This is a genomic window from Streptomyces sp. NPDC046557, from assembly GCF_040645975.1.
Taxonomy (GTDB): domain Bacteria; phylum Actinomycetota; class Actinomycetes; order Streptomycetales; family Streptomycetaceae; genus Streptomyces.
The window spans coordinates 334,555-358,774 of record NZ_JBEYZH010000001.1; the positions used below are offsets into that span (position 1 = coordinate 334,555).

At 73.2% G+C, this 24,220-nt stretch carries 24 protein-coding genes; 14 read left to right on the forward strand and 10 right to left on the reverse strand.

The genetic code is table 11. The features are described 5' to 3' along the window. Nucleotides 1-167: 167 nt before the first annotated feature. Both ctaD and ABZ934_RS01670 read left to right on the forward strand, forming a co-directional pair. Nucleotides 168-1,841, forward strand: coding sequence for a cytochrome c oxidase subunit I (gene ctaD / locus ABZ934_RS01665; protein WP_361307386.1), 1,674 nt, complete (start codon nt 168-170; stop codon nt 1,839-1,841). Next, nucleotides 1,831-2,220: a cytochrome c oxidase subunit 4 gene (locus ABZ934_RS01670; protein WP_361307388.1), complete on the forward strand. Its 390-nt coding sequence runs from the start codon at nt 1,831-1,833 to the stop codon at nt 2,218-2,220. Before ctaD ends, ABZ934_RS01670 begins: the two co-directional genes overlap by 11 nt. Before the next feature lie 9 nt (nt 2,221-2,229). On the opposite strand, the gene ABZ934_RS01675 is transcribed toward ABZ934_RS01670, so the two are convergent. Next, on the reverse strand, nt 2,230-3,888 hold the full coding sequence (locus ABZ934_RS01675) for a ubiquinol-cytochrome c reductase cytochrome b subunit (protein WP_361308661.1): 1,659 nt from the start codon (nt 3,886-3,888) through the stop codon (nt 2,230-2,232). Between the two features lie 191 nt (nt 3,889-4,079). On the opposite strand from ABZ934_RS01675, the gene ABZ934_RS01680 reads away from it, so the two are divergent. Beyond that, complete coding sequence (locus tag ABZ934_RS01680; RefSeq protein WP_361307390.1) at nt 4,080-4,604, forward strand: DUF1360 domain-containing protein; 525 nt, start codon at nt 4,080-4,082, stop codon at nt 4,602-4,604. Between the two features lie 52 nt (nt 4,605-4,656). Here the strand turns inward: ABZ934_RS01680 and ABZ934_RS01685 are convergent, their stop codons facing one another. Then, the gene (locus tag ABZ934_RS01685; RefSeq protein WP_361307391.1) at nt 4,657-5,199 is read right to left on the reverse strand and encodes an isochorismatase family cysteine hydrolase; all 543 of its coding nucleotides are present in this window, start codon (nt 5,197-5,199) and stop codon (nt 4,657-4,659) included. Nucleotides 5,200-5,406: 207 nt separating this feature from the next. Between ABZ934_RS01685 and ABZ934_RS01690 the strand changes: the two genes are divergently transcribed. From ABZ934_RS01690 to ABZ934_RS01715, 6 genes are read left to right on the forward strand one after another with little or no spacing between them, the layout of a single operon-like run. Beyond that, entirely contained in the window at nt 5,407-7,194 is a 1,788-nt protein-coding gene (locus ABZ934_RS01690; RefSeq protein WP_361307393.1) for a thiamine pyrophosphate-requiring protein, read from the forward strand. A gap of 6 nt (nt 7,195-7,200) precedes the next feature. After that, nucleotides 7,201-7,620 (forward strand): hypothetical protein, encoded by a 420-nt coding sequence (locus ABZ934_RS01695; RefSeq protein ID WP_361307395.1) that lies wholly within the window; start codon nt 7,201-7,203, stop codon nt 7,618-7,620. Between the two features lie 2 nt (nt 7,621-7,622). Next, nucleotides 7,623-8,342 (forward strand): gluconate 2-dehydrogenase subunit 3 family protein, encoded by a 720-nt coding sequence (locus tag ABZ934_RS01700; RefSeq protein WP_361307397.1) that lies wholly within the window; start codon nt 7,623-7,625, stop codon nt 8,340-8,342. Beyond that, nucleotides 8,339-10,120, forward strand: coding sequence for a GMC family oxidoreductase (locus tag ABZ934_RS01705; RefSeq protein WP_361307399.1), 1,782 nt, complete (start codon nt 8,339-8,341; stop codon nt 10,118-10,120). The genes ABZ934_RS01700 and ABZ934_RS01705 overlap by 4 nt, the downstream gene beginning before the upstream one ends. After that, the gene (locus ABZ934_RS01710) at nt 10,117-11,223 is read left to right on the forward strand and encodes an enolase C-terminal domain-like protein (RefSeq protein ID WP_361307401.1); all 1,107 of its coding nucleotides are present in this window, start codon (nt 10,117-10,119) and stop codon (nt 11,221-11,223) included. The genes ABZ934_RS01705 and ABZ934_RS01710 overlap by 4 nt, the downstream gene beginning before the upstream one ends. A gap of 10 nt (nt 11,224-11,233) precedes the next feature. Then, nucleotides 11,234-13,033, forward strand: a complete 1,800-nt coding sequence (locus ABZ934_RS01715; RefSeq protein ID WP_361307403.1) for a glycoside hydrolase family 15 protein — start codon at nt 11,234-11,236, stop codon at nt 13,031-13,033. Here the strand turns inward: ABZ934_RS01715 and ABZ934_RS01720 are convergent. From ABZ934_RS01720 to ABZ934_RS01730, 3 genes are all read right to left on the reverse strand, one after another. Beyond that, complete coding sequence (locus ABZ934_RS01720; protein WP_361307405.1) at nt 13,014-13,856, reverse strand: class II glutamine amidotransferase; 843 nt, start codon at nt 13,854-13,856, stop codon at nt 13,014-13,016. The two genes, ABZ934_RS01715 and ABZ934_RS01720, sit on opposite strands and share 20 nt — an antisense overlap. 63 nt (nt 13,857-13,919) lie before the next feature. Then, a complete protein-coding gene (locus tag ABZ934_RS01725) occupies nt 13,920-14,933 on the reverse strand; it encodes an iron-containing redox enzyme family protein (protein ID WP_361307407.1) in 1,014 nt (337 codons plus the stop codon). Then, nucleotides 14,930-15,670 carry a HemK2/MTQ2 family protein methyltransferase gene (locus tag ABZ934_RS01730; RefSeq protein ID WP_361307409.1) on the reverse strand — a complete coding sequence of 247 codons (741 nt, stop codon included), beginning with the start codon at nt 15,668-15,670 and terminating at the stop codon, nt 14,930-14,932. The genes ABZ934_RS01725 and ABZ934_RS01730 overlap by 4 nt, the downstream gene beginning before the upstream one ends. Before the next feature lie 136 nt (nt 15,671-15,806). On the opposite strand from ABZ934_RS01730, the gene ABZ934_RS01735 reads away from it, so the two are divergent. After that, nucleotides 15,807-16,991, forward strand: coding sequence for a zinc-dependent alcohol dehydrogenase (locus ABZ934_RS01735; RefSeq protein ID WP_361307411.1), 1,185 nt, complete (start codon nt 15,807-15,809; stop codon nt 16,989-16,991). A gap of 143 nt (nt 16,992-17,134) precedes the next feature. Here ABZ934_RS01735 and ABZ934_RS01740 read toward each other — a convergent pair whose 3' ends face one another. The 4 genes from ABZ934_RS01740 to ABZ934_RS01755 form a co-directional block, all read right to left on the reverse strand. Further along, the gene (locus ABZ934_RS01740) at nt 17,135-18,178 is read right to left on the reverse strand and encodes an NAD-dependent epimerase/dehydratase family protein (protein WP_361307413.1); all 1,044 of its coding nucleotides are present in this window, start codon (nt 18,176-18,178) and stop codon (nt 17,135-17,137) included. After that, nucleotides 18,175-18,906 (reverse strand): HAD family hydrolase, encoded by a 732-nt coding sequence (locus ABZ934_RS01745; protein WP_361307415.1) that lies wholly within the window; start codon nt 18,904-18,906, stop codon nt 18,175-18,177. Before ABZ934_RS01745 ends, ABZ934_RS01740 begins: the two co-directional genes overlap by 4 nt. Before the next feature lie 76 nt (nt 18,907-18,982). After that, nucleotides 18,983-19,306 (reverse strand): plasmid stabilization protein, encoded by a 324-nt coding sequence (locus ABZ934_RS01750; protein ID WP_361307417.1) that lies wholly within the window; start codon nt 19,304-19,306, stop codon nt 18,983-18,985. A 72-nt stretch (nt 19,307-19,378) separates the two neighbouring features. Continuing rightward, nucleotides 19,379-20,659, reverse strand: coding sequence for a cytochrome P450 (locus ABZ934_RS01755; protein WP_361307419.1), 1,281 nt, complete (start codon nt 20,657-20,659; stop codon nt 19,379-19,381). Nucleotides 20,660-20,807: 148 nt separating this feature from the next. Between ABZ934_RS01755 and ABZ934_RS01760 the strand changes: the two genes are divergently transcribed. The 3 genes from ABZ934_RS01760 (at nt 20,808) to ABZ934_RS01770 (ending at nt 22,426) form a co-directional block, all read left to right on the forward strand. After that, nucleotides 20,808-21,029, forward strand: a complete 222-nt coding sequence (locus ABZ934_RS01760) for a hypothetical protein (protein ID WP_361307421.1) — start codon at nt 20,808-20,810, stop codon at nt 21,027-21,029. 162 nt (nt 21,030-21,191) lie between these two features. Then, nucleotides 21,192-21,410 (forward strand): CDGSH iron-sulfur domain-containing protein, encoded by a 219-nt coding sequence (locus ABZ934_RS01765; RefSeq protein WP_361308663.1) that lies wholly within the window; start codon nt 21,192-21,194, stop codon nt 21,408-21,410. Continuing rightward, nucleotides 21,407-22,426, forward strand: coding sequence for an SDR family oxidoreductase (locus ABZ934_RS01770; RefSeq protein WP_361307423.1), 1,020 nt, complete (start codon nt 21,407-21,409; stop codon nt 22,424-22,426). The genes ABZ934_RS01765 and ABZ934_RS01770 overlap by 4 nt, the downstream gene beginning before the upstream one ends. Before the next feature lie 50 nt (nt 22,427-22,476). On the opposite strand, the gene ABZ934_RS01775 is transcribed toward ABZ934_RS01770, so the two are convergent. Next, entirely contained in the window at nt 22,477-22,845 is a 369-nt protein-coding gene (locus tag ABZ934_RS01775) for an ATP-binding protein (RefSeq protein WP_361307425.1), read from the reverse strand. Between the two features lie 852 nt (nt 22,846-23,697). On the opposite strand from ABZ934_RS01775, the gene ABZ934_RS01780 reads away from it, so the two are divergent. Further along, nucleotides 23,698-24,177 (forward strand): STAS domain-containing protein, encoded by a 480-nt coding sequence (locus ABZ934_RS01780; RefSeq protein ID WP_361307427.1) that lies wholly within the window; start codon nt 23,698-23,700, stop codon nt 24,175-24,177. Nucleotides 24,178-24,220 lie beyond the last annotated feature (43 nt).

Consider the following 24,220-nt stretch of genomic DNA (forward strand, 5'->3'; position numbering starts at 1 on the left):
CGCCCGCGGCCGTAAACCCGCCGTAAAGGCGCCGCGGCAGCCTGCCCGGGGGACACGCGCCGCCCGTTCGGGCGCGCCGCCGGTCCTGACGGCCCGTCGGCCTGTAGGGCAGACGTACGGCGCGGGGGCCGCGGGTTCCCGCTGCCGCGAGGCTCCCTGGAGGACGGATGACGTCGGTGGACCACGCACCGGATGCGGCACCCCCGGACGACCGGCCGGCGTCCGGCACCGACCGGCGGACCCGCCACGGCGCGACCGTGCTGCGCGTACTGTCGACCACCGACCACAAGGTGATCGGCAATCTCTACCTCGTCACCGCGTTCGGCTTCTTCCTCTTCGCGGGCGTGCTGGCGCTGACGATGCGGGCCGAACTCGCGCGCCCCGGAATGCAGTTCCTGTCGAACCAGCAGTACAACGAACTGTTCACCATCCACGGCACGATCATGATGCTGCTGTTCGCGACGCCGACCTTCACCGGATTCGCCAACGCGCTGATGCCGTTGCAGATCGGCTCGCCCGATGTGGCGTTCCCCCGGATGAACGCCTTCACCTACTGGGTCTACCTCTTCGGCGGGCTGATGGTGGTGGGCGGCTTCCTGACGCCGGACGGGCCGGCCGCCTTCGGTTGGTTCGCGTACGCGCCGCTGAACGGCGCCGCGCACTCCCCCGGCACCGGGCCGGACCTGTGGGTGATGGGACTGGCCGTGGCGGGGTTGAGCACGATCCTCGGGTCGGTGAACTTCATCGCCACCATCGTCTGCCTGCGGGCGCCGGGGATGACGCTGTTCCGGATGCCGATCTTCACCTGGAACGTGCTGTTCACCTCGATCCTGGCATTGCTGGCGTTCCCCGTGCTCACCGCGACGCTGCTGGTCCTGGAGGCCGACCGGAAGTTCGGCGCGCACGTCTTCGACCCGTCCAACGGCGGGGCGATCCTGTGGCAGCACCTCTTCTGGTTCTTCGGGCATCCGGAGGTCTACATCGTGGCCCTGCCGTTCTTCGGGGTGATCAGCGAGATCGTCCCGGTGTTCAGCCGGAAGCCGATGTTCGGTTACCAGGCCCTGATCGGGGCCACCATCGCCATCACGGCGCTGTCGGCGACGGTGTGGGCGCACCACATGTTCGCGACCGGCGCGGTGCTGCTGCCGTTCTTCTCCCTGCTGTCGTTCCTGATCGCCGTCCCGACGGGCGTGAAGTTCTTCAACTGGATCGGGACGATGTGGCACGGGTCGCTGTCCTTCGAGACGCCGATGCTGTGGTCCATCGGTTTCCTCGTCACCTTCCTGCTCGGCGGCCTGTCCGGAGTGCTTGTGGCGTCACCGCCGCTGGACTTCCATCTGACGGACAGCTACTTCGTGGTGGCGCACCTGCACTACGTGCTCTTCGGGACGATCGTCTTCGCCACGTTCGCCGGCTTCTACTTCTGGTGGCCCAAGTTCACCGGCCGGATGCTGGACGAGCGGCTCGGCAAGATCCATTTCTGGGCCCTGTTCATCGGTTTCCAGACGACGTTCCTGGTCCAGCACTGGCTGGGCGAGGCCGGCATGCCGCGCCGGTACGCGGACTACCTCGCGAGCGACGGTTTCACCGTCCTCAACTCCCTCTCCAGCATCGGCTCGTTCCTGTTGGGGTTGTCCACCCTGCCCTTCCTCTACAACGTGTGGAAGACGTGGCGTCACGGCACGCCGGTCGGGGTGGACGACCCGTGGGGCTGGGGGCGCTCGCTGGAGTGGGCGACCGGTTGCCCGCCGCCGAGGCACAACTTCCACGCGCTGCCCCGCATCCGTTCGGAGTCCCCCGCCTTCGACCTTCACCACCCGGAGGTGCCCCGTGAAAGTTGAGGCTTGGCTGTTCACCGGTACGGCCGCGTTCTTCGCGGTGACGTCGGTCGTCTACGGCTGGTTCTCCCCCGATCCCGCGGGACGCGCCGCGCTGTGCGTGTCCTTCGTGATGTCCGCCTTGATCGCGGCCTTCCTCTGGCGGCAGCGGGTGAAGGGCGGGGAACGCCCGGAGGACCACAAGACGGCCGAGGTACGGGACACCGCCGGACGCCGGCTCTACTTCCCCGCCCGCAGCTTCGCGCCGGTCCTGTCGGCCGCGGGCAGCGCGCTGATCGGCCTGGGCGTGGTGCAGGGCCTGTGGCTGTGCCTCGTCGGGTTCGGCGTACTGCTGCCGGGGGTCCTCGGTTTCGCCTTCCAGGAGCTGGGCCACGCGGAGTAGCCCGCCGGGTCAGTCGCCGGGCGGGGGTGGTGGCTCCCGGTCGGGGCCGGCGAGGGTCGCGGCGATCTTGCGGCGCTGTTCGGCGGTCGCCGGGAAGCGGATCCGGTCGCGGTAGTACCAGGCGCTGAGCGCCGTACGGGTCCGGTCCGCGAGCCGCCGCGGCCCGCCGCCGGGCGCCGGGTCGACGGGCTCCAAGGGGACCGGCACCTCGCGTACCAGGAGGGCGAGACGGGCGGGGACGGGCAGGGGCGCGTGGTCGGGGTGGAAGCCGCCTTCGAGACCCTGCCTCACCAGACCGGTCTCCTCGCCCTCGGTCAGCAGGTCCCGGTCGTGGGCCTGCAGCGCCAGAGCGAGGCGTCTGGTGAGCCAGAACGCGCCCGCCGGGACGGCGAAGAACCCGACGCGCAGCACCCAGGTCACCCCGGACACCGGGACGTCGAAGACGAAGGCGATGACGTCCTGACCGCCCGCGAGCAGCAGCACGGCGTAACAGGACAGGGCGGCCACTCCCAGGCCCGTACGGGCGGGTCGGTTGCGGGGGCGGTCGCACAGGTGCCGCTCGCCCGTCGCTCCGGTGACCCAGCGTTCGAAGAAGGGGTAGGAGTACAGGGCCGCGAAGAGCAGTCCGGGCAGGACCACCCCGGTCAGGAGCGGGTTCCACGCCACGGTGTGCCCCCACAGCCGGGTCTCCACGCCGGGCATCAGGCGCAGGGCTCCCTCCAGGAAGCCGACGTACCAGTCGGGCTGGGAGCCGGTGGAGACTACATCGGGGCGATAGGGGCCGTACGCCCAGATCGGGTTGACCTGCGCCAGCGCGCCGAGGGCCGCGAGCAGGCCGAAGACCATGAAGAACAGGCCGCCGGACTTGGCGAGGTACTGGGGGAAGAAGGGCAGTCCGATGACGTTTCGGCCGGTTCTGCCGGGGCCGGGCCACTGGGTGTGCTTGAGGGTGAACACCAGCAGGACGTGGAGCGTGATCAGGCCCAGGAGCAGGCCGGGGACCAGCAGGATGTGCACCGGGTAGAGGCGCGACACGATGTCGTGGCCGGGGAACTCGCCGCCGAAGACGAACATGTCCAGGTAGGTGCCGACCACCGGGACGGAGAGCACGATGCCCTGGGCGATGCGCAGTCCGGTGCCGGAGAGCAGGTCGTCCGGGAGCGAGTAGCCGCAGAAGCCCTCCAGCAGCGCCAGCAGGAAGAGGGTGACCCCGATGGTCCAGTTGGCCTCGCGGGGGCGGCGGAAGGCTCCGGTGAGGAACACGCGCAGCATGTGGGCACCGATCGCGGAGAGGAAGAGGATCGCCGCCCAGTGGTGGGTCTGGCGGATCAGCAGTCCGCCGCGTACGTCGAAGCTGATCCGGAGGGTGGAGAGGTACGCCTGGGACATGCGCACCCCGCGCAGGGGCGCGTACGTACCGCGGTAGGCGCTCTCGGCCGTCGAGGGGTCGAAGAAGAAGGTCAGGTAGACCCCGGTCAGCAGCAGGACCAGAAAGCTGTAGAGGGCGAGTTCGCCCAGGAGGAACGACCAGTGGTCGGGGAACACCTTGCGCAGCACGCCGCGCGCCAGCTCCCCCAGGGGCAGCCGGGCGTCCGCCCGGTGGGCGCCGCGCACCGCCGCGCGGCGCGCCCGGTCCAGCGGCCGAGCCCTGCGCCGTGACCCCAGCACCCCGGTGCACCTCCTGTCCGCGTGACCGGTCCAGGAGTCACTGTGCCGGGCCTCGCGGGCGCGGCAGCGTTCGGCGCGCCCGGGGCGGAACGCGGTCACCTGGTCGGTCACACCCTCGCGGTGGGGGGCGTGCGCGCGGCGCGGACGGGTAGGCGTCGACGGACACCACGTACGGCCACGAGGAGTCTTCTATGGATGTCACCCGAGCACTGAACGGTGTCCGGCGCCGCGCAAACCGCGAGGAGCGGGCCTACGCGGGGACGGAGGAGCGCCCGCTGAAGGGGTATCTCGCGCTCATGGGGGCGTACGGCGCCAGTGTCGCGGGGCTGGTGGCGGTCGCGCGGGCCACCCGCAGGCCGGTGCCCCGGCTGTCCCCCTTCGACGTGCTGCTGCTCGGCGGCGCCACGCACTGGGTCGCGCACACCCTCGCCAAGGACCCCGTCACCAGTCCGCTGCGGGCCCCCTTCGCCCGCTACAAGGGCACGTCGGGCCCGGCGGAGTTGGTCGAGGACGTGCGCGGTTCGGGGGCTCGGCACGCGATCGGCGAGTTGTTGACCTGCCCGTTCTGCCTGGGCCTGTGGGTGACGACGGGGTTCGGCGCCGGATACGTGTTCGCACCGGCCCTCACCCGCTTCGCGGTCGGTTCGCTGGCGGCGCTGACGGGGGCGGACCTGCTCCAGCTCTGTCGCGCCCGGCTGCAGGACGACGAAGGGTGACGGCGCGCGGATAACGGCGCGCGGCCCGGACGAGAGGCGGCGCGGCGCGCGCTCAGAGCGGGAGGTCGTCGGCGTCGGCCTCGCTGATGCGGGCGGACATGTTGGTCTCCATCATGCGCAGGGCGGCGTCCGCGAGGTCCCGGTGCAGGTATGCCACCGCGTCCCGGACGACGGTGACGTCGATGTGACGGATGTGCGCGTCCAGCGCGGAGTAGAGCACGCACTGTTCGGTCGCCTGCCCGCACAGCACCAGGTGGTCGACGTCCAGTTCCCCCAGCAGGTAGGCCAGCGGCGTCTCGAAGAAGATCGAGTGGCGTGCCTTGAGCACGAAGAGGGACTCCTCGTCGGGCAGCAACGGCTTCACCAGGTCGGCGTGCGGGCCGTCGAGGGCCGTCCGCAGGATCTCCCCGTGGTGCGAGCGCCACTGACCGAAGTTGTCGTTGACGTAGATGACGGGGGTGTCGCCGCGTCGGGCGCGGTCCAGGAGGAGCTGGATGCGGGGCACGGCCTCGCGGGCGGAGGGCAGGAGCAAATCCGCGTCGGCGTGCTCGTACCGGTTGATCATGTCGATGACTACGAGTGCGCTTCCTGCCATGTCCTGACCTCCCGCGCGTGCGCTTACCGCCCGGAGGAAGGCATCCTCCGGTCTTCGGCTGGTACCCGCCCGGCCGCCTCCGATGCCCTCGGCAAGCACCCGGGCGGGGGGTTTGCCCCCGCCCGTGGTGGGTTAGCCGCGAAGCAGGGCGCGCAGCGCGCCCCCGGCCCCGGCGGGCCGCACCGGTTTGCGAACGGAGTCCGCGCGATGAAGGTCTCGGATCATCTCCTGGAACGGCTGCGCGCGTGGGGGGTGGAGCACGTCTTCGCCTACCCGGGGGACGGCATCAACGGCCTGCTCGGCGCCTGGGGCAGGGCCGACGACAAACCCCGGTTCATCCAGGCCCGGCACGAGGAGATGGCCGCCTTCGAAGCGGTGGGCTACGCGAAGTTCTCGGGACGCACCGGGGTATGCGCCGCGACCTCGGGTCCGGGCGCCATCCACCTGCTCAACGGCCTCTACGACGCGAAGCTGGACCACGTACCGGTGGTCGCCATCGTCGGGCAGACCGCCCGGACCGCGATGGGCGGCTCCTACCAGCAGGAAGTGGACCTGTTGGCCCTCTACAAGGACGTGGCCTCGGAGTTCTGCGAGATGGTCACGGTCCCGCAGCAGCTGCCGGGCGTCCTGGACCGCGCCATGCGGGTCGCGACGGCGCGGCGCACGGTCACGGCGGTGATCATCCCGTCCGACGTGCAGGACCTGGAGTACGAGGCGCCCACGCACGAGTTCAAGATGGTGCCCTCCAGCCAGGGCATGGGCCGCTACGCGCCGGTGCCGGCGGACGAGGACCTGCAGCGGTGCGCCGAGATCCTCAACGCGGGCGAGAAGGTCGCGATGCTCGTCGGCCAGGGCGCGCGTAACGCGCGGGCGGAGGTCGAGGAGGTCGCCGAGGTTCTGGGCGCGGGCGCTGCCAAGGCGCTGCTGGGCAAGGACGTCCTGCCGGACACGCTGCCGTGGGTGACGGGCTCGATCGGGCTGCTGGGGACCCGGCCCTCGTACGAGATGATGCGTGACTGCGACACCCTGCTGGTGATCGGCTCCAGCTTCCCGTACAGCCAGTTCCTGCCCGCGTTCGGACAGGCGCGGGCGGTGCAGATCGATGTCGATCCCTCGATGGTCGGGATGCGCTACCCGTTCGAGGTGAACGTCGTCGGCGACGCGACGGAGACGCTCAAGCGGCTGCTGCCGTTGCTGGAGCGCAAGACCGACCGGAGCTGGCGCGACGGCATCGAGCAGGCCACCGAGCGGTGGTGGGAGGTGATGGAACGCCGGGCCAAGGTGCCGGCCGATCCCGTCAACCCGGAGCTGGTGGTGCACGCGCTGGACCCGCTGCTGCCGGACGACGCGATCCTCGCGGCGGATTCCGGTTCGGCCGCGAACTGGTACGCGCGACACCTGAGGATGCGCGGCACGATGCGCGGCTCCCTGTCGGGGACGTTGGCGACGATGGGGCCGGGTGTCCCGTACGTGATCGGGGCGAAGTTCGCCTTTCCCGAGCGGCCGGCGATCGCGATCGTCGGTGACGGCGCGATGCAGATGAACGGCTTGGCGGAGCTGATCACGATCGCCAAGTACTACCGGGAGTGGAGCGACCCGCGCCTGATCGTGGCCGTCCTGAACAACCAGGACCTCAACCAGGTCACCTGGGAGATGCGGGCGATGGAGGGCATGCCGCAGTTCGAGCAGTCGCAGCGGTTGCCCGACGTGCGCTACGCGGACTTCGCCATCGGGCTCGGGCTGGGCGGTGTCCGGGTGGAGGAGCCCGAGGGCGTCACGGCGGCCTGGCAGCAGGCGCTGGCGGCCGACCGCCCGTTCGTGATCGATTTCCGTACCGACCCGGCGGTGCCGCCGATTCCGCCGCACGCCACCTGGGACCAGTTCAAGGCGACCGCGGCGTCGGTGCTGCACGGCGACAGCGACCGCTCCTCCGTGGTCAAGCAGGGACTCAAGTCGAAGATCCAGGAGTTCCTGCCCGGCAGCGGGAAGGAGTGAGGCGCGATGGCGCCGACCCTTCAGGACATCCGGCACGGCCGGTTCGAACGGTCGCTGTCGCTGCTCACCTCCGGGGGCGCGCTGGTGACGGCGGCCGAGATCTACCTGGAGCACGACCGGGCGAGCTTCGGCAACCGGATGATGTGGTGGCCGGTCGTGCTGGGCCCGCTCGGCGCGGCGGCCGGGATCGCGGGGTTCTACAGCCCCCGGGCGGCGCACACCGTGCTCCCCGTGGTGTCCGCGGCGATCTTCGCCAACGGGTTGCAGGGCACGTACCTGCACGTGCGGGGCATCACCCGCAAGCCCGGCGGCTGGTCCATGGCCCGCTTCAACGTGGAGATGGGCCCGCCGTTGTTCGCGCCGTTGCTGGTCACCATGGTGGGCGGCATGGGGCTGCTGGCCTCCGTCCTGCGACGGGAGCCGTGACCATGCCCCTACGCAAGCCGCGCCCCGGCCCGCAGAGCGGTGCCGCGCAGCCCCGGACGGTGCCGTCCGGGGAGTCCGGGCGGCGTTTCCCCGGTTTCGACGTGTTCGACCAGGCGGACACCTGGGACGGCGCCACGCGCGCGGTCGTGACGGGGCGCCTGACGCTCCAGCCCGACCTGCGGTTCTTCACCCTCCCCGAGGAGGCGACCGCCTCCGCGCTCTTCGACCGGCTCCTCGCCCAGGACGGACCGCCGGGGGCTCCGAAGGTGCCGATCCTGCAGATGATCGACTCCCGGTTGGCGGAGGGACAGACCGACGGCTGGCACCACCGGGACATGCCCGAGGACGGCGAGGCCTGGCGGAGGTCGCTGCGCGGGCTCGACGTGGAGGCCGCCGAGCGGTACAGGACGGATTCCTTCGCGGGACTGACGCCCGAACGTCAGGACGAGCTGATCGAGGGTGTCCGGGTGACGGCGCACGAGACGCCCGGCAAGGAGTGGCACGGGATGCCGGTCGGGCACCTGTGGGACCTGTTGATGCGCTACGCCTGTACGGCCTTCTACGCCCACCCCTGGGCATGGAACGAGATCGGCTTCGCCGGCCCCGCCTATCCCCGCGGGCACTCCCGGCTCGGCGTGGGGCTGCGCGAGCCCTGGGAGCACCCGGACGAGGCGCCCGAGGACCCGGCCGCGCCGGGCGGCGCCGAAGGACGGCCCCGGTGACCGGGCGCGGCGGGCCGAAAGGGCCGGGCGGCGCGGGCGGGGCGGACGGCGCGGGCGTGGGCAGGGCCCGGGCCCTGCGGGAGACGCTGAAGCTGACCGCCGGCTCGCAGCGGGCGGTGCGGGAACGCAACGCGTCGGCCTGGCTGCTGCCCGACGGTGACGCCCGCTTCGACGCCCGCCTGGTCCGGGACATGCGCCGGTTCGAGGACTCCGACGAGGTGGACCTCGTCATCGTCGGCTGCGGGGCCGGCGGCGCCACCCTCGCCCAGCGCATGGCGCGCGCCGGCTGGTCGGTGGTGTGCCTGGAGGCGGGCCCGTTCTGGGATCCCGACCGGCACTGGGTCAGTGACGAGGCCGGCTCCCACCACCTCTACTGGACCGAACCCCGGGTGCTGTCCGGGACCGACCCCGTGCCGCTGGGCTCCAACAACTCGGGCCGGGGCGTAGGTGGTTCCACGGTGCACTTCGCCGGGTTCGTGCCGCGGCTGCACCCGTCGGACTTCTCCATGCTCACCGACGACCGGATCGGCGCCGACTGGCCGATGTCCTACGAGGACCTGCGCCCGTTCTACGAGCGGATCGAGCAGGAACTGCCCGTCGCGGGCCAGTTCTGGCCCTGGGGCGACCCGCACGCCTACCCGCACGCCCCGCACCCGGTCGGCGGCAACGGCGAGATCTTCCTGCGGGGTGCGGCGGCCCTCGGCATCGAGGCCCGGGTCGGACCGGTGGCGATCACCAACGGCCGCTTCGGGAACCGGCCGCACTGCGTCTACCGTGGCTTCTGCCTCCAGGGCTGCAAGGTCAACGCCAAGGCGTCCACCCTGATCACACACGTCCCGGACGCCCTCGCGCACGGCGCGGAGATCCGTACGCACTGCATGGCGACGACCGTGGTGACGGACGACGAGGGCCGCCTCGCCACCGGGGTGCGGTACCTGCGCGACGGCCGCGAGCACCTCCAGCGGGCCCGCACGGTGGCGGTCGCGGGGTACGCGATCGAGACGCCCCGGCTGCTGCTGAACTCCGCCAACCGCCGTTTCCCCGACGGACTGTGCAACGACCACGACCTGGTCGGCCGGTACGTGATGGTGCAGGGCGCGCCGCAGACCTCGGGCCGTTTCGCCGAGGAGATCCGCGCGTACAAGGCGCCGCCGCCCGAGGTCTCCACGGAGGAGTTCTACGAGAGCGACCGCCGCCGGCCCTACCGGCGCGGGTACGCGATCCAGACGGTCTCGCCGATGCCCGTCACCTGGGCCGAGCACGTGGCCGCCCAGGGCCACTGGGGACGCGACCTGCGCCGCTACATGCAGGACTACATCCACTGGGCCACGCTGGGCGCGCTCTGCGAGTTCCTGCCGCAGGCCACGAACCGGGTGACGCTCAGCGGGCAGCGGGACCGCTACGGGCTGCCCGTCGCCGAGTTCTCACACAGTCTGTGCGACAACGACCGGGCGCTGGTGCGTGCCGCCCGCACCACCATGGAGGAGATCCTCCGCGCGGCCGGCGCGACGGAGGTGATGACGATCGAGCGGTTCGCCCACCTCGTCGGCGGCTGCCGGATGGGCCGCGACGCCCCGCACGGTGTCGTGGACGCGTCCTTGCGTTCCTTCGCGGTTCCCAACCTTCTGGTCACCGACGGCAGCGTGCTTCCCACGCAGGGCTCGGCGAACCCGGCGCTGACCATCATGGCGCTGGTCGACCGTGCCGCCTCGCGGCTGGTCGCCGGCGCCCGGAGCGGGCTGCGCGCTCCGCTCCCGGCGGAAGGAGGCGGGCGGTGAGCGTACGCGGTGACACGCCGGTGCGGGGGCTGGAGGCGCGGGTGCTGACGATCCCGACCGACGGCCCGGAAGCGGACGGCACGATCCGCTGGGACTCCACCACCATGATCCTGGTCGAGGCGACGGCGGCTGGGGTGACGGGCACGGGCTGGACGTACGGTGCCGGCGCCGCGGCCGATGTCGTCCGCGAGCTTCTGCGCGAGACGGTGCTGGGGCGCAGTGCCCTGGACGTGCCCGGCGCCCACGAGGCGATGGGCCGCGCCGTGCGCAACGCCGGCCGGCCCGGGCTGGTCGCGGGCGCGCTCTCGGCGGTGGACATCGCCCTGTGGGACCTGAAGGCGCGCCTGCTGGGGCTCCCGTTGGCCGCGCTGCTGGGACGGGTCCGCCGGGAGGTGCCGGTGTACGGCAGTGGCGGTTTCACCACCTACGACCGGCAGCGCCTGGACGAGCAACTGGACGGCTGGCGAAAGCAGGGCATCCCGCGCTTCAAGATCAAGATCGGCGAGTCCTGGGGCAACTGCGAGGACCGGGACCTCGCCCGGGTCGAGCAGGCGCGGCTGGCGATCGGCGAGGACGCCGAACTGTTCGTGGACGCCAACGGCGGCTACACCCGCAAACAGGCCGTGCGCGTGGGACGGGTGCTGGCGGGGCTGGGAGTGACCTGGTTCGAGGAGCCGGTCTCCTCCGACGACCTGGCGGGCCTGGAGGTCGTGCGGGACGCGGTCACCGCCGACGTGGCCGCCGGCGAGTACGGCTACGACCTGCCGTACTTCGCCAGGATGGCGCCGGTCGTCGACTGCCTCCAGGCGGACGCCACCCGCTGCGGCGGGATCACTGGCTGGCTGCGGGCCGCGGCCCTCGCGGAGGCACACTGCCTCCAGTTGTCCGGACACTGCGCCCCGCACGCACACGCCCACGCGGCGGCCGCCGTGCCGAACCTGCGCCACCTGGAGTGGTTCCACGACCACGTGCGTGTCGAGGAGCTGCTCTTCGAGGGCTCCCTCCCGCCACGCGGCGGCGTACTGCGCCCCGGGGCGGACGGGGCGCCGGGGCTCGGCCTGACGCTGCGCGCCGAACGGGCGGCCGCCTACCGGACCGGCTGAGGCGGCCGTCGTGGTGCCCTCCTCCGGTCCCCCGCCGCCCCGGTCGCTGCGCGACTACGCGCTGCTGGCGGACGGTGAGCGCGGCGCGCTGGTGGGGCCGTGCGGGGACCTGGTGTGGCTCTGCGTGCCGCGCTGGGACAGCGACGCGGTGTTCGCGGCGCTGATCGGCGGCCCGGGCTGGTACCGGATCGCGCCGGACGAGCCCGGTGTCCGCAGCGGCTGGTACGAGGAGGGGTCGCTGATCTGGCGCGGTCGCTGGACGGGGCGCACCGGTAGCACCGAGTGCCGCCAGGCGCTCGCCTACCCGGCCGACCCGCACCGCGCGGTGGTGCTCCGGCAGGTGCGGGCGGTGGACGGCCCGGTGCGTACCGTGGTGTCCCTCCAGTTGTCGGCGGCGTTCGGCGACACGCCCGTGCGGGGACTGCGGCGCGCGGAGGACGGGAGCTGGACCGCGCGCGCCGCCGGACTCCACCTGCGCTGGTCGGGGGCGCCGGGGGCACGGGTCGAGGAGGAGGGCGGCCGGCCGCTGCTGTCCGCGGAGCTGCGACTGGAGGGCGGCGGCGTCCACGATCTGGTCCTGGAGTGTTCCGACCGGCCGCTCGGCCCGCCGGAATCCGCCCACCGGCTGTGGCGGGCCACCGAGGATCACTGGCGCGAGCGGGTCCCCGACGGCTTCCGCGGCGCTCTGGGGGCCCGGGACGCCCGGCTCGCCTACGCCGTGCTGCGCGGGATGACCGGCACGGACGGCGGGACGGTGGCCGCAGCCACCACCAGCCTGCCCGAAGGCGCCGAGCAGGGCCGCAACTACGACTACCGGTACGTGTGGATCCGGGATTTGTGCTACGTCGGGCAGGCCGTCGCCGCGGCGGGCCACCATCCGCTGCTGGACGACACGGTCCGGTTCCTGACCGCGCGGCTGCTGGAACACGGCGCCCGGCTGCGCCCGGCCTACACCTCCGCGGGCGGACCGGTCCCGGGCATCCGGCGGTTGGACCTGCCGGGCTACCCCGGCGGCTACGACGTCGTCGGCAACCGCGTCAACCGGCAGTTCCAGCTCGACGTGTTCGGGGAGGCGCTGCTGCTCCTGGCCGCCGCCGCCCGGCACGACGCGCTGGACGACGACGGCCGGCGGGCGGTGCGGATCGCCGCCGACGCGATCGCCGAACGGCACGTACGCCCCGACGCCGGCATCTGGGAACTCCGGGACGCCCACTGGACCCACAGCCGTCTGATCTGCGCCGCGGGACTGCGCGCCGCCGCCTCGGACTGCGCGGCGGGCGCCGGTCGGGCGGCGCGCTGGGCGGCCCTCGCCGACCACATCGTCGCCCGGACCGCCGCCGAGGGGCTGCACCCGAGCGGCCGCTGGCAGCGCTCCCCCGACGACCCGGGCTGTGACGCCGCGCTGCTGCTCCCGGCGCTGCGCGGCGCCGTGTCGGCCGCCGACCCGCGCAGCCGGGCGACGGTGCGCGCGGTGGCCGCGGAACTCGGCCGCGACCACTACCTCTACCGGTTCCGGCACGACGACCGGCCGCTGGGGGACGCGGAGGGCGCCTTCCTGCTGTGCGGGTTCCTGATGGCACTGGCCGAGCACCAGCAGGGCCGGCCGGTGGAGGCCGTGCGGTGGTTCGAGCGCAACCGCGCGGCCTGTGGGCCCCCCGGCCTGTACGCGGAGGAGTTCGACATCGTCCGCCAGGACCTGCGGGGCAACCTGCCGCAGGCCTTCGTCCACGCGCTGCTGCTGGAGTCGGCGGTGCGGCTCGCCGAGCCTCCCGGCGGCGGGCTCGGCGGGCTCAGGGCGGCTCGGGGATGAAGGGGAGGTAGTCCTCTTCCTCGTCGCCGGTCGGCAGGACGACGTAGCTCGCCTCGGGGAGTTCGTTCCACACGCCGGGCAGGTCACCGAGGGGTTCGGAGACCACCAGGCGGGTGTCGTCGGAGACCTTCCGCAGGTAGGGCAGCTCCGGGTACAGCTCCCGCACGGTGTCGGCCCGGCTGCTGTAGAACAGCGACCGGGAGCGACCCTGGCTGGAGTAGCGGAACGCCCAGACCTTCTGCCCGTCGCTGACGGCGATCGTCATCTGGAGCGGGTCGTCGACGCCGTGCTCCTTGCCGAGTCGTTCGACCAGGCCGACCATCCGGCCCACGGCGCCCGGCACGTCCTGGTCGAGGCCGAAGGTGACGGCCAGGTAGAACATGAGCTCGGAGTCCGTGGAGCCCTCGATGGAGGAGAAGAGGGCCGGGTCGACGGCCATGCACAGGTCCCGCTGGAGCCGGTGGAAGTCGGTGATCGCCCCGTTGTGCATCCACAGCCACCGGCCGTGCCGGAAGGGATGACAGTTCGTCTGCTGGATGGCGGAACCGGTGGAGGCGCGGACGTGGGCGAAGAAGAGCCGCGAGCTGACGTGGGCCGCCAGCTCGCGCAGGTTCCGGTTGTTCCAGGCCGGCCCGATGTCACGGAACACCGCCGGGGTGCCGTCACCGTGCTCGCTGTACCAGCCGATGCCGAAACCGTCGCCGTTGGTCGTCTCCACGCCCATCCGGGCGTGGAGGCTCTGGTTGATCAGCGAGTGCTCGGGACGGTAGAGGACGGTGTCGAGCAGGACCGGCGAACCCGAGTACGCGAGCCAGCGGCACATCGGCGGCACCCCTTTCAGCACATGGTTCGAGCCTAACGCGGCGGACGGCGGCGGGCCCGGCGGTCACAGGGGTGTCCGCAGCGCGCTCGCGCCCTGCCGCCACCGGTCCAGCAGCAGGGCGCCGAGGCGGTCCTCCAGCAGGACGGTGGCGTCGGCGCCGAAGGCGATGTCGCCTTCCAGCTCGGGTTCGTCCTCCAACAGACCGGCGATGACCTCGCGGCGCACCAGCTGCTCGTGGACGGCGTCGGCCTCGACGTGCTCGTCGTAGAAGTGCTCGGCGGCGGCGCCGGCGTCCAGCCGGCGCATGGCCGCCGCCAGCCGGCGGGAGCCGGGCGAGGAGGTGACCTCGACGCAGGCGAAGTGGCCGACCAGCGCACCGCGCAGCGCCCGGTGCAGCCCGAACAGGGACATCAGGTTCACGATCGCGAGGGCCTCGGCCGGGGCGGCGTCGAGGTAGTGGCCGTAGTCGGTGTTCAGGCCCAGGTCCGCCATCAGGCGGGCGAACAGCTCGGCGTGCACGCGGTCGGCGTGCCCGGCGCCGAACTCGTCGTACTCGATGGCGACCATGGCGGCCTTCGCGCGGCCGCGCAGGCGCGGGATGACCCAGACGTGCGGGTCGGCCTCCTTGAGGTGGTACAGGGAGCGCAGGGCGGCGTACTCGCGTACCTGCCCGAGGTCACCGTCGCGCTCCAGGTACCCGCTGACGCTGCCGGAGTGGTCGACGGGCTCCAGCAGCAGCTCGCCGAACGCCTCGTCGACGGTGCGGCCTCCGGGGGCGTCGGCGCGCAGGGCGGTGAGGAAGCGGTGCTCAAGGGCGCGGCGCAGGGTCAGGAGTGCCGGGTCCCATTCGCGGGTGTCGGCGACGCCTTCGAACCCCCGGTAGTGGAGTTCGTAGAGCAGGTAGAGGGCCAGGTGCAGGTCGTCGCCGTACGGGTCCGCGGTGTGGGCGGCGGTGGTGTCGGGGAGGGGGGCCGCCGGGTCGCGCAGGGCCGCGGCCACCGCGGCGGAGAGGGTTCCGCGCGGGGACGGGAGCCGGGGGGTGGCGGACGTGCGGGGGCGGGTGGTGCTCGCCGTCACGGGTGGACCCTCCTCAGGTGCCGGTGGGCGTCTCGGGGTGCGGGGGCGGCGGGCGCGACGGCGCGGACGACGACCAGTTCCTCCGTCGTCTCCTCCGGGCCCACCAGACCCCGCTCGCGCAGCCAGGGCAGCCGGGAGCGCAGCACCGGGCCGAAGGGGATGCGGGTCCGGTCCGCGACCTCGGCCCGCATCCCGGCGGCGGTGAGCCGCCGTAGCGTCTCCTCCGTGCCGCAGAGGGCGGAGTGGACGATCAGCAGGGTGCCGTGCGGCTTGAGGAGCCCGGGGGCGGTGGCGCAGATGCGGTCGACGATCTCGCGCCCGTCGTGGCCCGCGTCCCAGGCGCGCGCGGGCCCGCGCGTGGGCACGCCGGGGTCGGGGGCGGGGACGTAGGGCGGGTTGCTGACGACGAGGTCGAAGGGGCCGAGGGTCTCGGCGGTGGCCACGCTCCCCCGCCGGACGGTGACCGGCTGGCGCATCCGCAGGGCGTTGAGGCGTACGGTCAGGGCCGCGCGCCAAGAGACGTCCACCGCGGTCACCCGGGCCCCTCGGCGCGCCGCGTACAGGGCCAGCGCCCCGCTGCCGGTGCCGATGTCCAGCACGTCCATGCCCGGTGCCACCTCGTCCCGTACGGCTTCGGCGAGGAGGCAGGTGTCCTCCTGCGGGGCGTAGACCCCGGGGAGGGTCCACAGCCGGGCGAATTCGTGACGCGCCTGGGGGAATCCGAGGCTCAGCGACATCCAGCACCTCCGTTGTCGGTCGGTCAACGGGCGGCTACCCCGTCCCGGGCGCACCACACGTACCCGCCAGGTGTGCGGCCGCGTGAGGTGGGGAGGCGCGGGATGAAGAGTCCGCTTCTTCGACGGAGGGAAGACCATGCGCGCATTGACCTGGCAGGGCACGCGAGACGTGCGGGTGGAGACCGTTCCGGATCCCGGCATCAAGGACCCGACGGACATCATCGTGAAGGTGACGTCCACCGGGATCTGCGGCTCCGATCTGCACCTCTACGGGGTCCTCGGGCCGTTCTTGGAGCCCGGGGACATCCTCGGCCACGAGGCCATGGGCGTGGTCGAGGAGGTGGGCGCGGACGTGACGACGCTGCGCCCGGGTGACCGGGTGGTCGTCCCGTTCAACGTCTCCTGCGGCGACTGCTTCATGTGCGACCAGGGCCTGCACTCGCAGTGCGAGACCACGCAGGTGCGGGAGTACGAGAAGGGCGCCTCGCTGTTCGGCTACACCAAGCTCTACGGGCAGGTCCCCGGCGGGCAGGCGGAGTACGTGCGGGTCCCGTTCGGTGACAGCTTGCCGGTGAAGGTCCCCGAAGGACCGCCGGATGAGCGTTTCGTGTACCTGTCCGACGTGCTGCCGACCGCCTGGCAGGCGGTGCAGTACGCGGCGGTCCCGCCGGGCGGCAGCGTCGCCGTCCTCGGCCTCGGGCCGATCGGGCAGATGTCCGCGCGGGTCGCCCTGCACCGGGGTGCGAAGCTGGTCATCGGCGTGGACCTGGTGCCGGCCCGATTGGAGCGGGCGAAGGCGTTCGGGGTCCACACGCTGGATCTCAAGGAGCAGGGCAAGCACCTGGTGGCGGCGGTGCGCGACCTGACGGACGGCCGCGGCCCGGACTCCGTCATCGACGCCGTGGGCATGGAGGCCCACGGGGCCCCGCTGGCGTCCGCCGCGCAGCGGTTCACGGGGCTGCTGCCGGACGGCATGGCCAGGCCGCTGATGGAACGGGCCGGAGTGGACCGGCTGACCGCGCTGCACACCGCGATCGACCTGGTGCGCCGGGGCGGCACGGTCTCCGTGTCCGGCGTCTACGGCGGCGCGGCCGACCCGATGCCGCTGCTGACCATGTTCGACAAGCAGATCCAGCTCCGGATGGGGCAGGCGAACGTCCGGGCATGGGTGAACGACATCCTGCCGCTGCTGGAGGACTCCGACCCGCTGGGCGTCGAGGGCTTCGCCACCCACACCATGCCGCTCGACGAGGCGCCGCGGGCCTACGCCATGTTCCAGGCGAAGGAAGACGGCATGATCAAGACCCTGCTGAAGCCCTGAGCCGGCGGGCACCGGGCCGATGGCCCTGGGTCGGCGTGGAGCCGCTCAGGGCCACCGGCGTGGAGCCGCTCAGGGCCACCGGGCGAGGGGCCGGGCGAGGGGCCGCCGCCGGGCGAGTGAGGGGCTATGGGGCAAGTTAGGGGCTACGGGGCGAGGGGCACGGTGCCCATGCCCGCGCCCTCGCGCAGGCCGTCGAGGAACTCCTCCACCGCCTGCACCGCGGTGTGCCGCGGCTCCCAGCCGAGTTCGGCGCGGGCCCGCGCACTGTCCAGCAGCGGCAGCCGCAGCACCGCGTCGAACAGGTCGGGGGACGCCGGTACGGCGCGCAGCCGCCAGGCGGCGGAGAGCGCGGCCCGGACCGGCGCGGCCGGCATCCGCACGGTCTTGGCCTTGAAGATCTCGGCGAGGCGTGCCGCGTCCAGCGGCGGGTCGGCGGCGAGGTTGAAGGCGCCCCGGACGGGCCGGGTGACCGCGGCGACGTAGGCGGCCGCCGCGTCGTCGGTGTGGAGCGCCTGCATGCGCAGCCCGGGCAGGTCGGGGACGATCGGGATGAGGCCGGGCCGGACCAGCCGGCCGGGCAGCAGCCGGCCCGCGAAGATCCGGCGCTGTTCGGAGGCGGCTTCCCGCTTGAAGAGGAAACCGGGCCGCATCCGTACCACGCGGATCTCGGGGTGGGCCGTCTCGTAGGTGTCCAGGACCCGCTCCAGGTACGACTTCTCCCGGGTGTAGGCGGCCTGCGGCCACCCGTGCGTGGGCCAGGACTCGTCCACGGCGCGGTCCTTGGGGCCCGGCGAGTACGCGCCGACCGAGGAGGCGTGGACGAGTGCGGGCACCCCGGCGGCGGCCACGGCGTCGAACACGCGGATGCCGCCCAGCACGTTGGTGCGCCAGGTCTCGGCGGGATCGTGCGTGGGCTGGAATTTCCATGCCAGGTGGACCACGGCGGCGGCGCCCTCGAAGAGCGGGACGAGATCGTCGCCGCCCGGTTCGATGGTCACGGCGCGCCAGTCGGTGCCGTCCGGCCGCCAGTCGGGGAGCCTGCGCGCGAGGCCCAGAACCGATCCGACGGCGGGGTCGTCGAGCAGGGCACGTACGACGCTGGTGCCGACGTTGCCGGTGGCGCCGACGACCACGACGCGCAGCCCGCCGCCCGCCGCGCCGGTCTCGGGCGCGGGTGTCGCGGTCATGCCGCTCCCCTTCCCGCGGAGAGCCCCGTCCGGGATGAGGGGGACGTCTCGGAAGCGCGTTCCCCCGGTTCCCCGGCGAACGGACTGTCGTCGAGACGGGCGAGCAACTCGGCCGGGTCCGCGTACACCGCGCGGGCCCCGGCCTCTTCGAGGTCCTGGCGCGGCATGCCGCCGCACAGCAGGCCCACACAGGCGACGTCGGCCCGGGTGGCGGACTTCATGTCCCACACGCTGTCGCCGACGAACACCGAGGCGTGGGCGGGCGCGTCGGCGAGGTCGAGCGCGTGGTGCACCGGGTCGGGCGCCGGCTTGCCCGCGCTGACGTCGTCGGCGCTCGCGGTGGCGGTGATGGCGTCGTCGGCGCCGATCGCCCGCCGCAGTGCCTCCAGTTCGGTGCTTCCGGCCGAGGTGACCAGCACCACCCGCCATCCGCGCCCGTCGAGTGCGCGCAGCAGTTCGGCGGCGGAGTCGAAGCCGGGGAGCCGGTCGAAGTAGGTGGCGTAGAGGGTGTCGTGGGCGGCCTTCAACGCCTCGTCCCGGTCGGAGTCGCGGTCGTCGCCGAGCAAGTGGGCGATCAGGTCCTCACCGGGGAGGCCGATCGCGCGGTGGATGGCATGCATCGGCACGTCGTGACCGGCCTGGCGCAGGGCTTCCCACCAGGACGTCACATGCAGGTGGTTGGTGTCGGCGAGGGTGCCGTCGACATCGAACAAGGCGGCGCGGTTCATGCGTTTCCTCCCGTACGGCCGGTGGGGCGGCGGCTTGGGCGTCCCGGGCGTCGCGCGGCCCGGGACCACCCGGGGCTCACTTGCCCAACTTCTCCTTGAGCTCGGCCTTGTTCATGGACGAGCGGCCCTGCAGGTTCTTGCGCTTGGCCTCCGCGTAGAGCTGGTCGTAGGTCGGCCCCTGCGCACCGCTGTGGGAATGCCGGCCGCCGCGCTCGGACGAGGACATGTCCTCCAGGGAGGTCTTGCTCGCCGTCTTCGACTCCCCGGCCCGCGCCCGCTCCTTGTTGACGGTGCGGGCGGCAATCTCCTTGGCCCGGTCGGCGCTCTCGCCGCGCTCCTCCGCGCTCTCCTTGATGTGCTCGTACTGCCGCTCGCGCTTCGGGCTGGATCCGGCAGGCATGGTCACTCCTTCGATCGGTTGACGGTTTCGACCTTTCGGCTTCACGGCTGTTCGGTTTACGGCTGTTCGGTTTTACGGGTGGGGGGCCTGCACGCCGCGGGACGGCACGCCGTCGGCGCGGACCGCCGTGCGCGCGTGGGCGACGACGAAACCGCTGCGCGGCCGGGTGGGCATCCGGTGGAGCGGAATCGTCAGATCCTGATCCGGGACATCGCACTCCAACTGCGCGAGTGCGGTGACGAGGGCCGTCAGCAGATTGACGGCGATGTCCTCGCCCGGGCAGCGGTGCCCCGTGCGGGCGTCCCCGCCGCCTTGGGGGACGAGGTCGTTGGCCGGTGGTTCACGGCCCACGAAGCGGCAGGGGTCGAAGTCGCAGGGCCGGGGCCACAGCTCGGGGTCGTGGTTGCGCCCGTACAGGTCGAGCAGGAGCAGGCTGCCCTCGGGCACGGGGGTGTCCCGCCACCGCAGGTCACGGGCGGCGAGGCCGCCCACGAAGGGGGCGAAGGGGTAGAAGCGACGGACTTCGTGGGCGAAGGCCCGGGCGTACGTGCCGTCGTCCCCCCGGAGCCGGTCGCGGTGGACGGGGGCGCTGTGCAGGGCGTGCGCGGCGAAGACCGCGAACCAGGACAGGGCCACCGTGGGGCGGATGATGTTGAGGAGTTCCACGGCCGCGGTCCGGGGTTCCAACAGGCGCCCTTCGGCGTCGCGGTGCCAGGCCACCGCGGCCAGGGCCGAGCGGGGTCGTCCGTCGAGCGGGACCGGGACGGCCGCGCCGCGCAGCTCCGTCACGGCGCGGCACAGCGCCCGCTCCTGCCGGGCCCGGGCCCGGCGGGCCTTCCAGTGGCGCGGGCCCGCGGTGGCGAAGCCGTCGACCATGGCGACGCAGTCCTCGCCGACCGAGCGCGCCGCCCCCTCCGAGAGGGGCAGCCCGACCCAGTCGCAGACGGCGCCGGCGAGGACGGCGCTCACTTCGTCGAAGAGCACCACCTCGCGCCCCTGCCAGCCGGCCACGGCGCGCGGCCAGCGCGCCGTGAACCGTTCCGTGAGCGCGGCGATGCCGCCCTCGGCCATGAGGAGGGAGACGAACATGTCCTTGCGGACGCGATGGCGGTCGCCGTCCAGCGTGTGCACGGCGCCCCGGCCGAAGAGGGTGTCGAGGACGGGGCCGGGGAGCGCGCCCTCGCGCAGCACGTGCTGCTCGTCGTAGAAGAACTCCACCGCTCCGGGGCCGTCGAGGACGACCGTCCGTCGGCCCATCAGCCGCGTGACGACCGGTTCCTCTCCGGCCCGTTCCTGTAGACCGGGCAGCCAGGCGTAGCCGCGGGCCAGCAGTGAGGCGGTGCTGTCGATCACGGAAGCGAACATACGCGGCGCCTACCCGCTTCGCCGCTCGGCACTCCTGCCCGTTCGGGGTGGGCCCTGCGTGCCGGGGCCGCCGTCCGGGGTAGACGCGGGAGGGGAAGGGCCCGACGCGGGCCCTGCGGCGACGAGGAGGACGGCCATGGACGGGACGGGACGGACGGGCGGTACCGGTGCGGGCGGCGGCATGGAGGACAAGGCCCAGCGGCCCGGGATCGGCCGTGAGGAGCAGGTGGGCGAGGTTCCCGGGCAGGAGGGCCGCACGCGCGGCCGGAGCAAGGAGGAATCGACGCGTCGACGGCCCGGAGAGCCGCTCGCCCCGGAGGGCGAGCACGCGGACGACGACGGTGCGCGCGACCGGTAGGCCGGCGGGGCGGGAAACCGACGGCGCGGGCGGCCGAACGGGTTTCGGCGCGCCGTGACCGGCAAGGCGGACCGTATGAACGCGAAGCGATCCGAGGCATACGCGGCGCCCGCGCGCGGGGCGACACCCGCCGGCACCGGCAGTACCGGCACCGACTCCCCGGTGCGGCACATCGTCGAGCCGGACGGCCCCGAGCTGGTGGAAGGGCCGGTGGAGCGGCCCCGGCGGGACGGTTCCACTGCCCGCTCGGAGCGCCCGATGGTAGCCGTGTGTACCTGCCGGCGGAGCCGGATCTACCCCTGGTGCGACACCAGCCACCGTGAGCGCACCCGTGGGGACGAGGCCGCGGGCGGGCTTCGGCGGGAAGGAGAGCGGTCATGAGTGGCTCCCGCTCGTCGAGCCGGGTCGTGGTCGTCACGGGGGCCAGCGGCGGCGTCGGACGCGCGGTCGTCCGGGCGTTCGCGGCCCGCGGCGACCGTCTGGCACTGATCGCCCGCGGCGGGGCGGGCCTCGCAGGGGCCGTCCGGGACGCCGAGGAACTCGGCGCCAAGGCCCTCGCGATCGAGGCGGACGTCGCCGACCCGGAAGCGGTGGAAGCCGCCGCACAGCGCGCCGAGGACGAGTTCGGCCCGCTCGACGTCTGGGTCAACGTCGCCTTCACATCGGTGTTCGCGCCGTTCACCGAGATCGACCCGGAGGAGTTCCGCCGGGTCACCGAGGTCTCCTACCTCGGCTACGTGTACGGGACCCACGCGGCACTGCGCCGGATGCTCCCGCGCGACCGCGGCACGCTGGTCCACGCCGGTTCCGCGCTGGCCTACCGGGGCATTCCGCTGCAGAGCGCGTACTGCGGCGCCAAGCACGCCATCCAGGGCTGGCACGAGGCGCTGCGGTGCGAACTGCTCGCCTCGGGCACCCGGGTCCGCACCACGATGGTGCAGCTCCCGGCCCTCGACACCCCGCAGTTCGACTGGGTGCTGTCGCGGCTGCCGAGGCGGGCACAGCCGGTGCCGCCGATCTACCAGCCGGAGCTCGCCGCCCGGGCCATCGTGTACGCCGCCGACCACCCTCGGCGGCGGGAGTTCTGGGTCGGCGGCAGCACCGCGGCGACCTTGATGGCCAATGCGGTCGCGCCTGGTCTCCTCGACCGGTACCTGGCCCGTACGGGCTTCGATTCCCAGCAGACGGACACCCCGCGCGGGGCCGACGAGCCGGCGAACCTGTGGGAGCCGGCCGACACCCGGCAGGACTTCGGCGCGCACGGCCGGTTCGACGCGTCGGCGCACCCGCGCAGCTTCCAGTGGTGGGCCACCCGCCACCGGGGCGCCCTCGCGGCGGCGACGCTGTGCGGGGCGGGGGCCGCCGCCTTCGCCTGGGCCCGGCGCGCCGGCGGCTGAGCCGGCCCCCGTAGGCGCCCGACCGCCCGACCGCACTTCGTACGGGTGTCTCAGGTCAGGGGGAGCCGAACGCGGATGCTCTTGCCGCCGTCCGGGTGCAGCGTCACGGACACCTGATCCGCCAGCAGGCACACCAGTTCCCAGCCGAAGCCGCCCTCCGACATGGCGCTGTGCGAGGGCGCCGTTCGGGGCACGTCATCGCTGGCGTCGCCGACGGTGAGGGTCATACCGTCCCGGCCGAGTTCGGCGTCGAATCCGGTGAGGCCGCCGCCGTGGCGAAAGGCGTTGGTGATCAGTTCGGAGGTCACGAGGAGGATGTCGGCCCGGGCGGTGCCGCCGACCGGTGACCCGACCGTGCCGGGCGCCGCGTTCAGCAGGGCCGCCACGATGGAGCGTGCTTCAGCCGCGTCGGACGGCACTCGCCGTTCCGTCCGGCGTTGCGCGTGCTCCCCTGCCGTCACACCGTTCCACCCGCTTCTCGTCGTCCGATCGTCGCTTCATCACCCCGTGTGCCCCTTCGCCGCGGCCCCCATACCCCGCCTGCGGCCGTAAGCCGGCCGGGCAAGGCGCGAGGCCCTGATCATCGAACGCGATCCCGCCGGAAACCACGTCATCGTCCGACGGCGGGGGTGCCGGGCAGCCCCGGCGTCCCCAGCACCGCTCCGACCCGCCGGGCCGGCCGTCGACGTGCGACGTCCGCCCTCAGTCGCAGGGCTGCGTTCCGCGGCGGGCGCTGCGGATGCCGTGCGCGCGCTGTTCGAGGGCGCGGACGTACACGGCGCGCCGCAGGAACGACAGGGCCTCGTCGTCCGCGGGTGACGGCGGGCCGACCCTGGGAGCCAGGTGGGGCAGGGCCGGGAGAACCGCGATCCGCTCGGCGATGACGGCGACGGGGACGGCGTGGTCGGACCCGTGCCGGCCAGCCGGAGCAGTCCGGCGCCCGTGCCGGAGGCGCTGGGTCCGTGCTCGATGTCCAGCACGATCGCCTCCAGACCCGGGGGGAGTCTCTTGAGGGCGGCGTCGAACACGGCTTCGGTCCGCGGTCCGTCGCCGCCCACGCCGCAGAGCGTCAGGAGCGCGGTCCGGCCGTGGATCTGTACATGGATGCGCATGGGCTTCCGCACGGCGCACATGGCGGGCTCCCCGGGATGAATCGGGTAGCAGCCCAGAGCCGTACCCGGGGCGCCCTCTGACCAGGGGTGCGGGTCTCGGCGGTCTGGGGCGGGGCGCCCGGCGGGGCAAAGCGGGCGGGCAGGCTCGATGATGGAAGGGTGCCGTACGCGTTCTGGATCGGGGTCCGGCGGCAGGGGAACACCCTGCTGGTGACCCCGCACGGCGCGATCGACCACCGGGCGGAACCGGAACTCGCCCGGGTCCTGGCCGTGCTGCCGGTCGACGGGCGCTTGGTGGTCCTGGACATGCGGGGCGTCCCGTTCATGGACTTGACCGGCCTGCACTTCCTGGTGCGCCTGCATCGCCGCGTCCAGGAGAACGGACAGCAGCTCACGGGGCTGGGGTGGCAGTCCCAGCCCCGTCGGCTGCTGAACACCGTTCTGGAGCGCGACCACGCCGTCGACGAGGACGCGGCGGACCGCAGGCCCGCCGCCCGCGATCTGCGCCGGGCGCTGCGGGAGCGGGCCGCGTTCCTGCGGGAGCGGGGGCGCGAACGGCCCCGCGGCTCCCGCGCGCCCGAGGCAGTCACCGAAGTGCGTCGCTGGCTGCCCGCATCCCTGGAGGACCTGCTGGGCTAGGGGCCGGGTCGGATGACCCCCGGCACCACCCACCGCGCCCACC

What these genes read in the sequence shown, in the direction of transcription:
- ctaD (WP_361307386.1), top strand. Translation starts at nt 168, where the DNA reads ATGACGTCGGTGGACCACGCACCGGATGCGGCACCCCCGGACGACCGG.
- ABZ934_RS01680 (WP_361307390.1), top strand. Translation starts at nt 4,080, where the DNA reads ATGGATGTCACCCGAGCACTGAACGGTGTCCGGCGCCGCGCAAACCGC.
- ABZ934_RS01685 (WP_361307391.1), bottom strand. Translation starts at nt 5,199, where the DNA reads ATGGCAGGAAGCGCACTCGTAGTCATCGACATGATCAACCGGTACGAG.
- ABZ934_RS01690 (WP_361307393.1), top strand. Translation starts at nt 5,407, where the DNA reads ATGAAGGTCTCGGATCATCTCCTGGAACGGCTGCGCGCGTGGGGGGTG.
- ABZ934_RS01695 (WP_361307395.1), top strand. Translation starts at nt 7,201, where the DNA reads ATGGCGCCGACCCTTCAGGACATCCGGCACGGCCGGTTCGAACGGTCG.
- ABZ934_RS01700 (WP_361307397.1), top strand. Translation starts at nt 7,623, where the DNA reads ATGCCCCTACGCAAGCCGCGCCCCGGCCCGCAGAGCGGTGCCGCGCAG.
- ABZ934_RS01720 (WP_361307405.1), bottom strand. Translation starts at nt 13,856, where the DNA reads ATGTGCCGCTGGCTCGCGTACTCGGGTTCGCCGGTCCTGCTCGACACC.
- ABZ934_RS01730 (WP_361307409.1), bottom strand. Translation starts at nt 15,670, where the DNA reads ATGTCGCTGAGCCTCGGATTCCCCCAGGCGCGTCACGAATTCGCCCGG.
- ABZ934_RS01735 (WP_361307411.1), top strand. Translation starts at nt 15,807, where the DNA reads ATGCGCGCATTGACCTGGCAGGGCACGCGAGACGTGCGGGTGGAGACC.
- ABZ934_RS01740 (WP_361307413.1), bottom strand. Translation starts at nt 18,178, where the DNA reads ATGACCGCGACACCCGCGCCCGAGACCGGCGCGGCGGGCGGCGGGCTG.
- ABZ934_RS01745 (WP_361307415.1), bottom strand. Translation starts at nt 18,906, where the DNA reads ATGAACCGCGCCGCCTTGTTCGATGTCGACGGCACCCTCGCCGACACC.
- ABZ934_RS01750 (WP_361307417.1), bottom strand. Translation starts at nt 19,306, where the DNA reads ATGCCTGCCGGATCCAGCCCGAAGCGCGAGCGGCAGTACGAGCACATC.
- ABZ934_RS01760 (WP_361307421.1), top strand. Translation starts at nt 20,808, where the DNA reads ATGGACGGGACGGGACGGACGGGCGGTACCGGTGCGGGCGGCGGCATG.
- ABZ934_RS01770 (WP_361307423.1), top strand. Translation starts at nt 21,407, where the DNA reads ATGAGTGGCTCCCGCTCGTCGAGCCGGGTCGTGGTCGTCACGGGGGCC.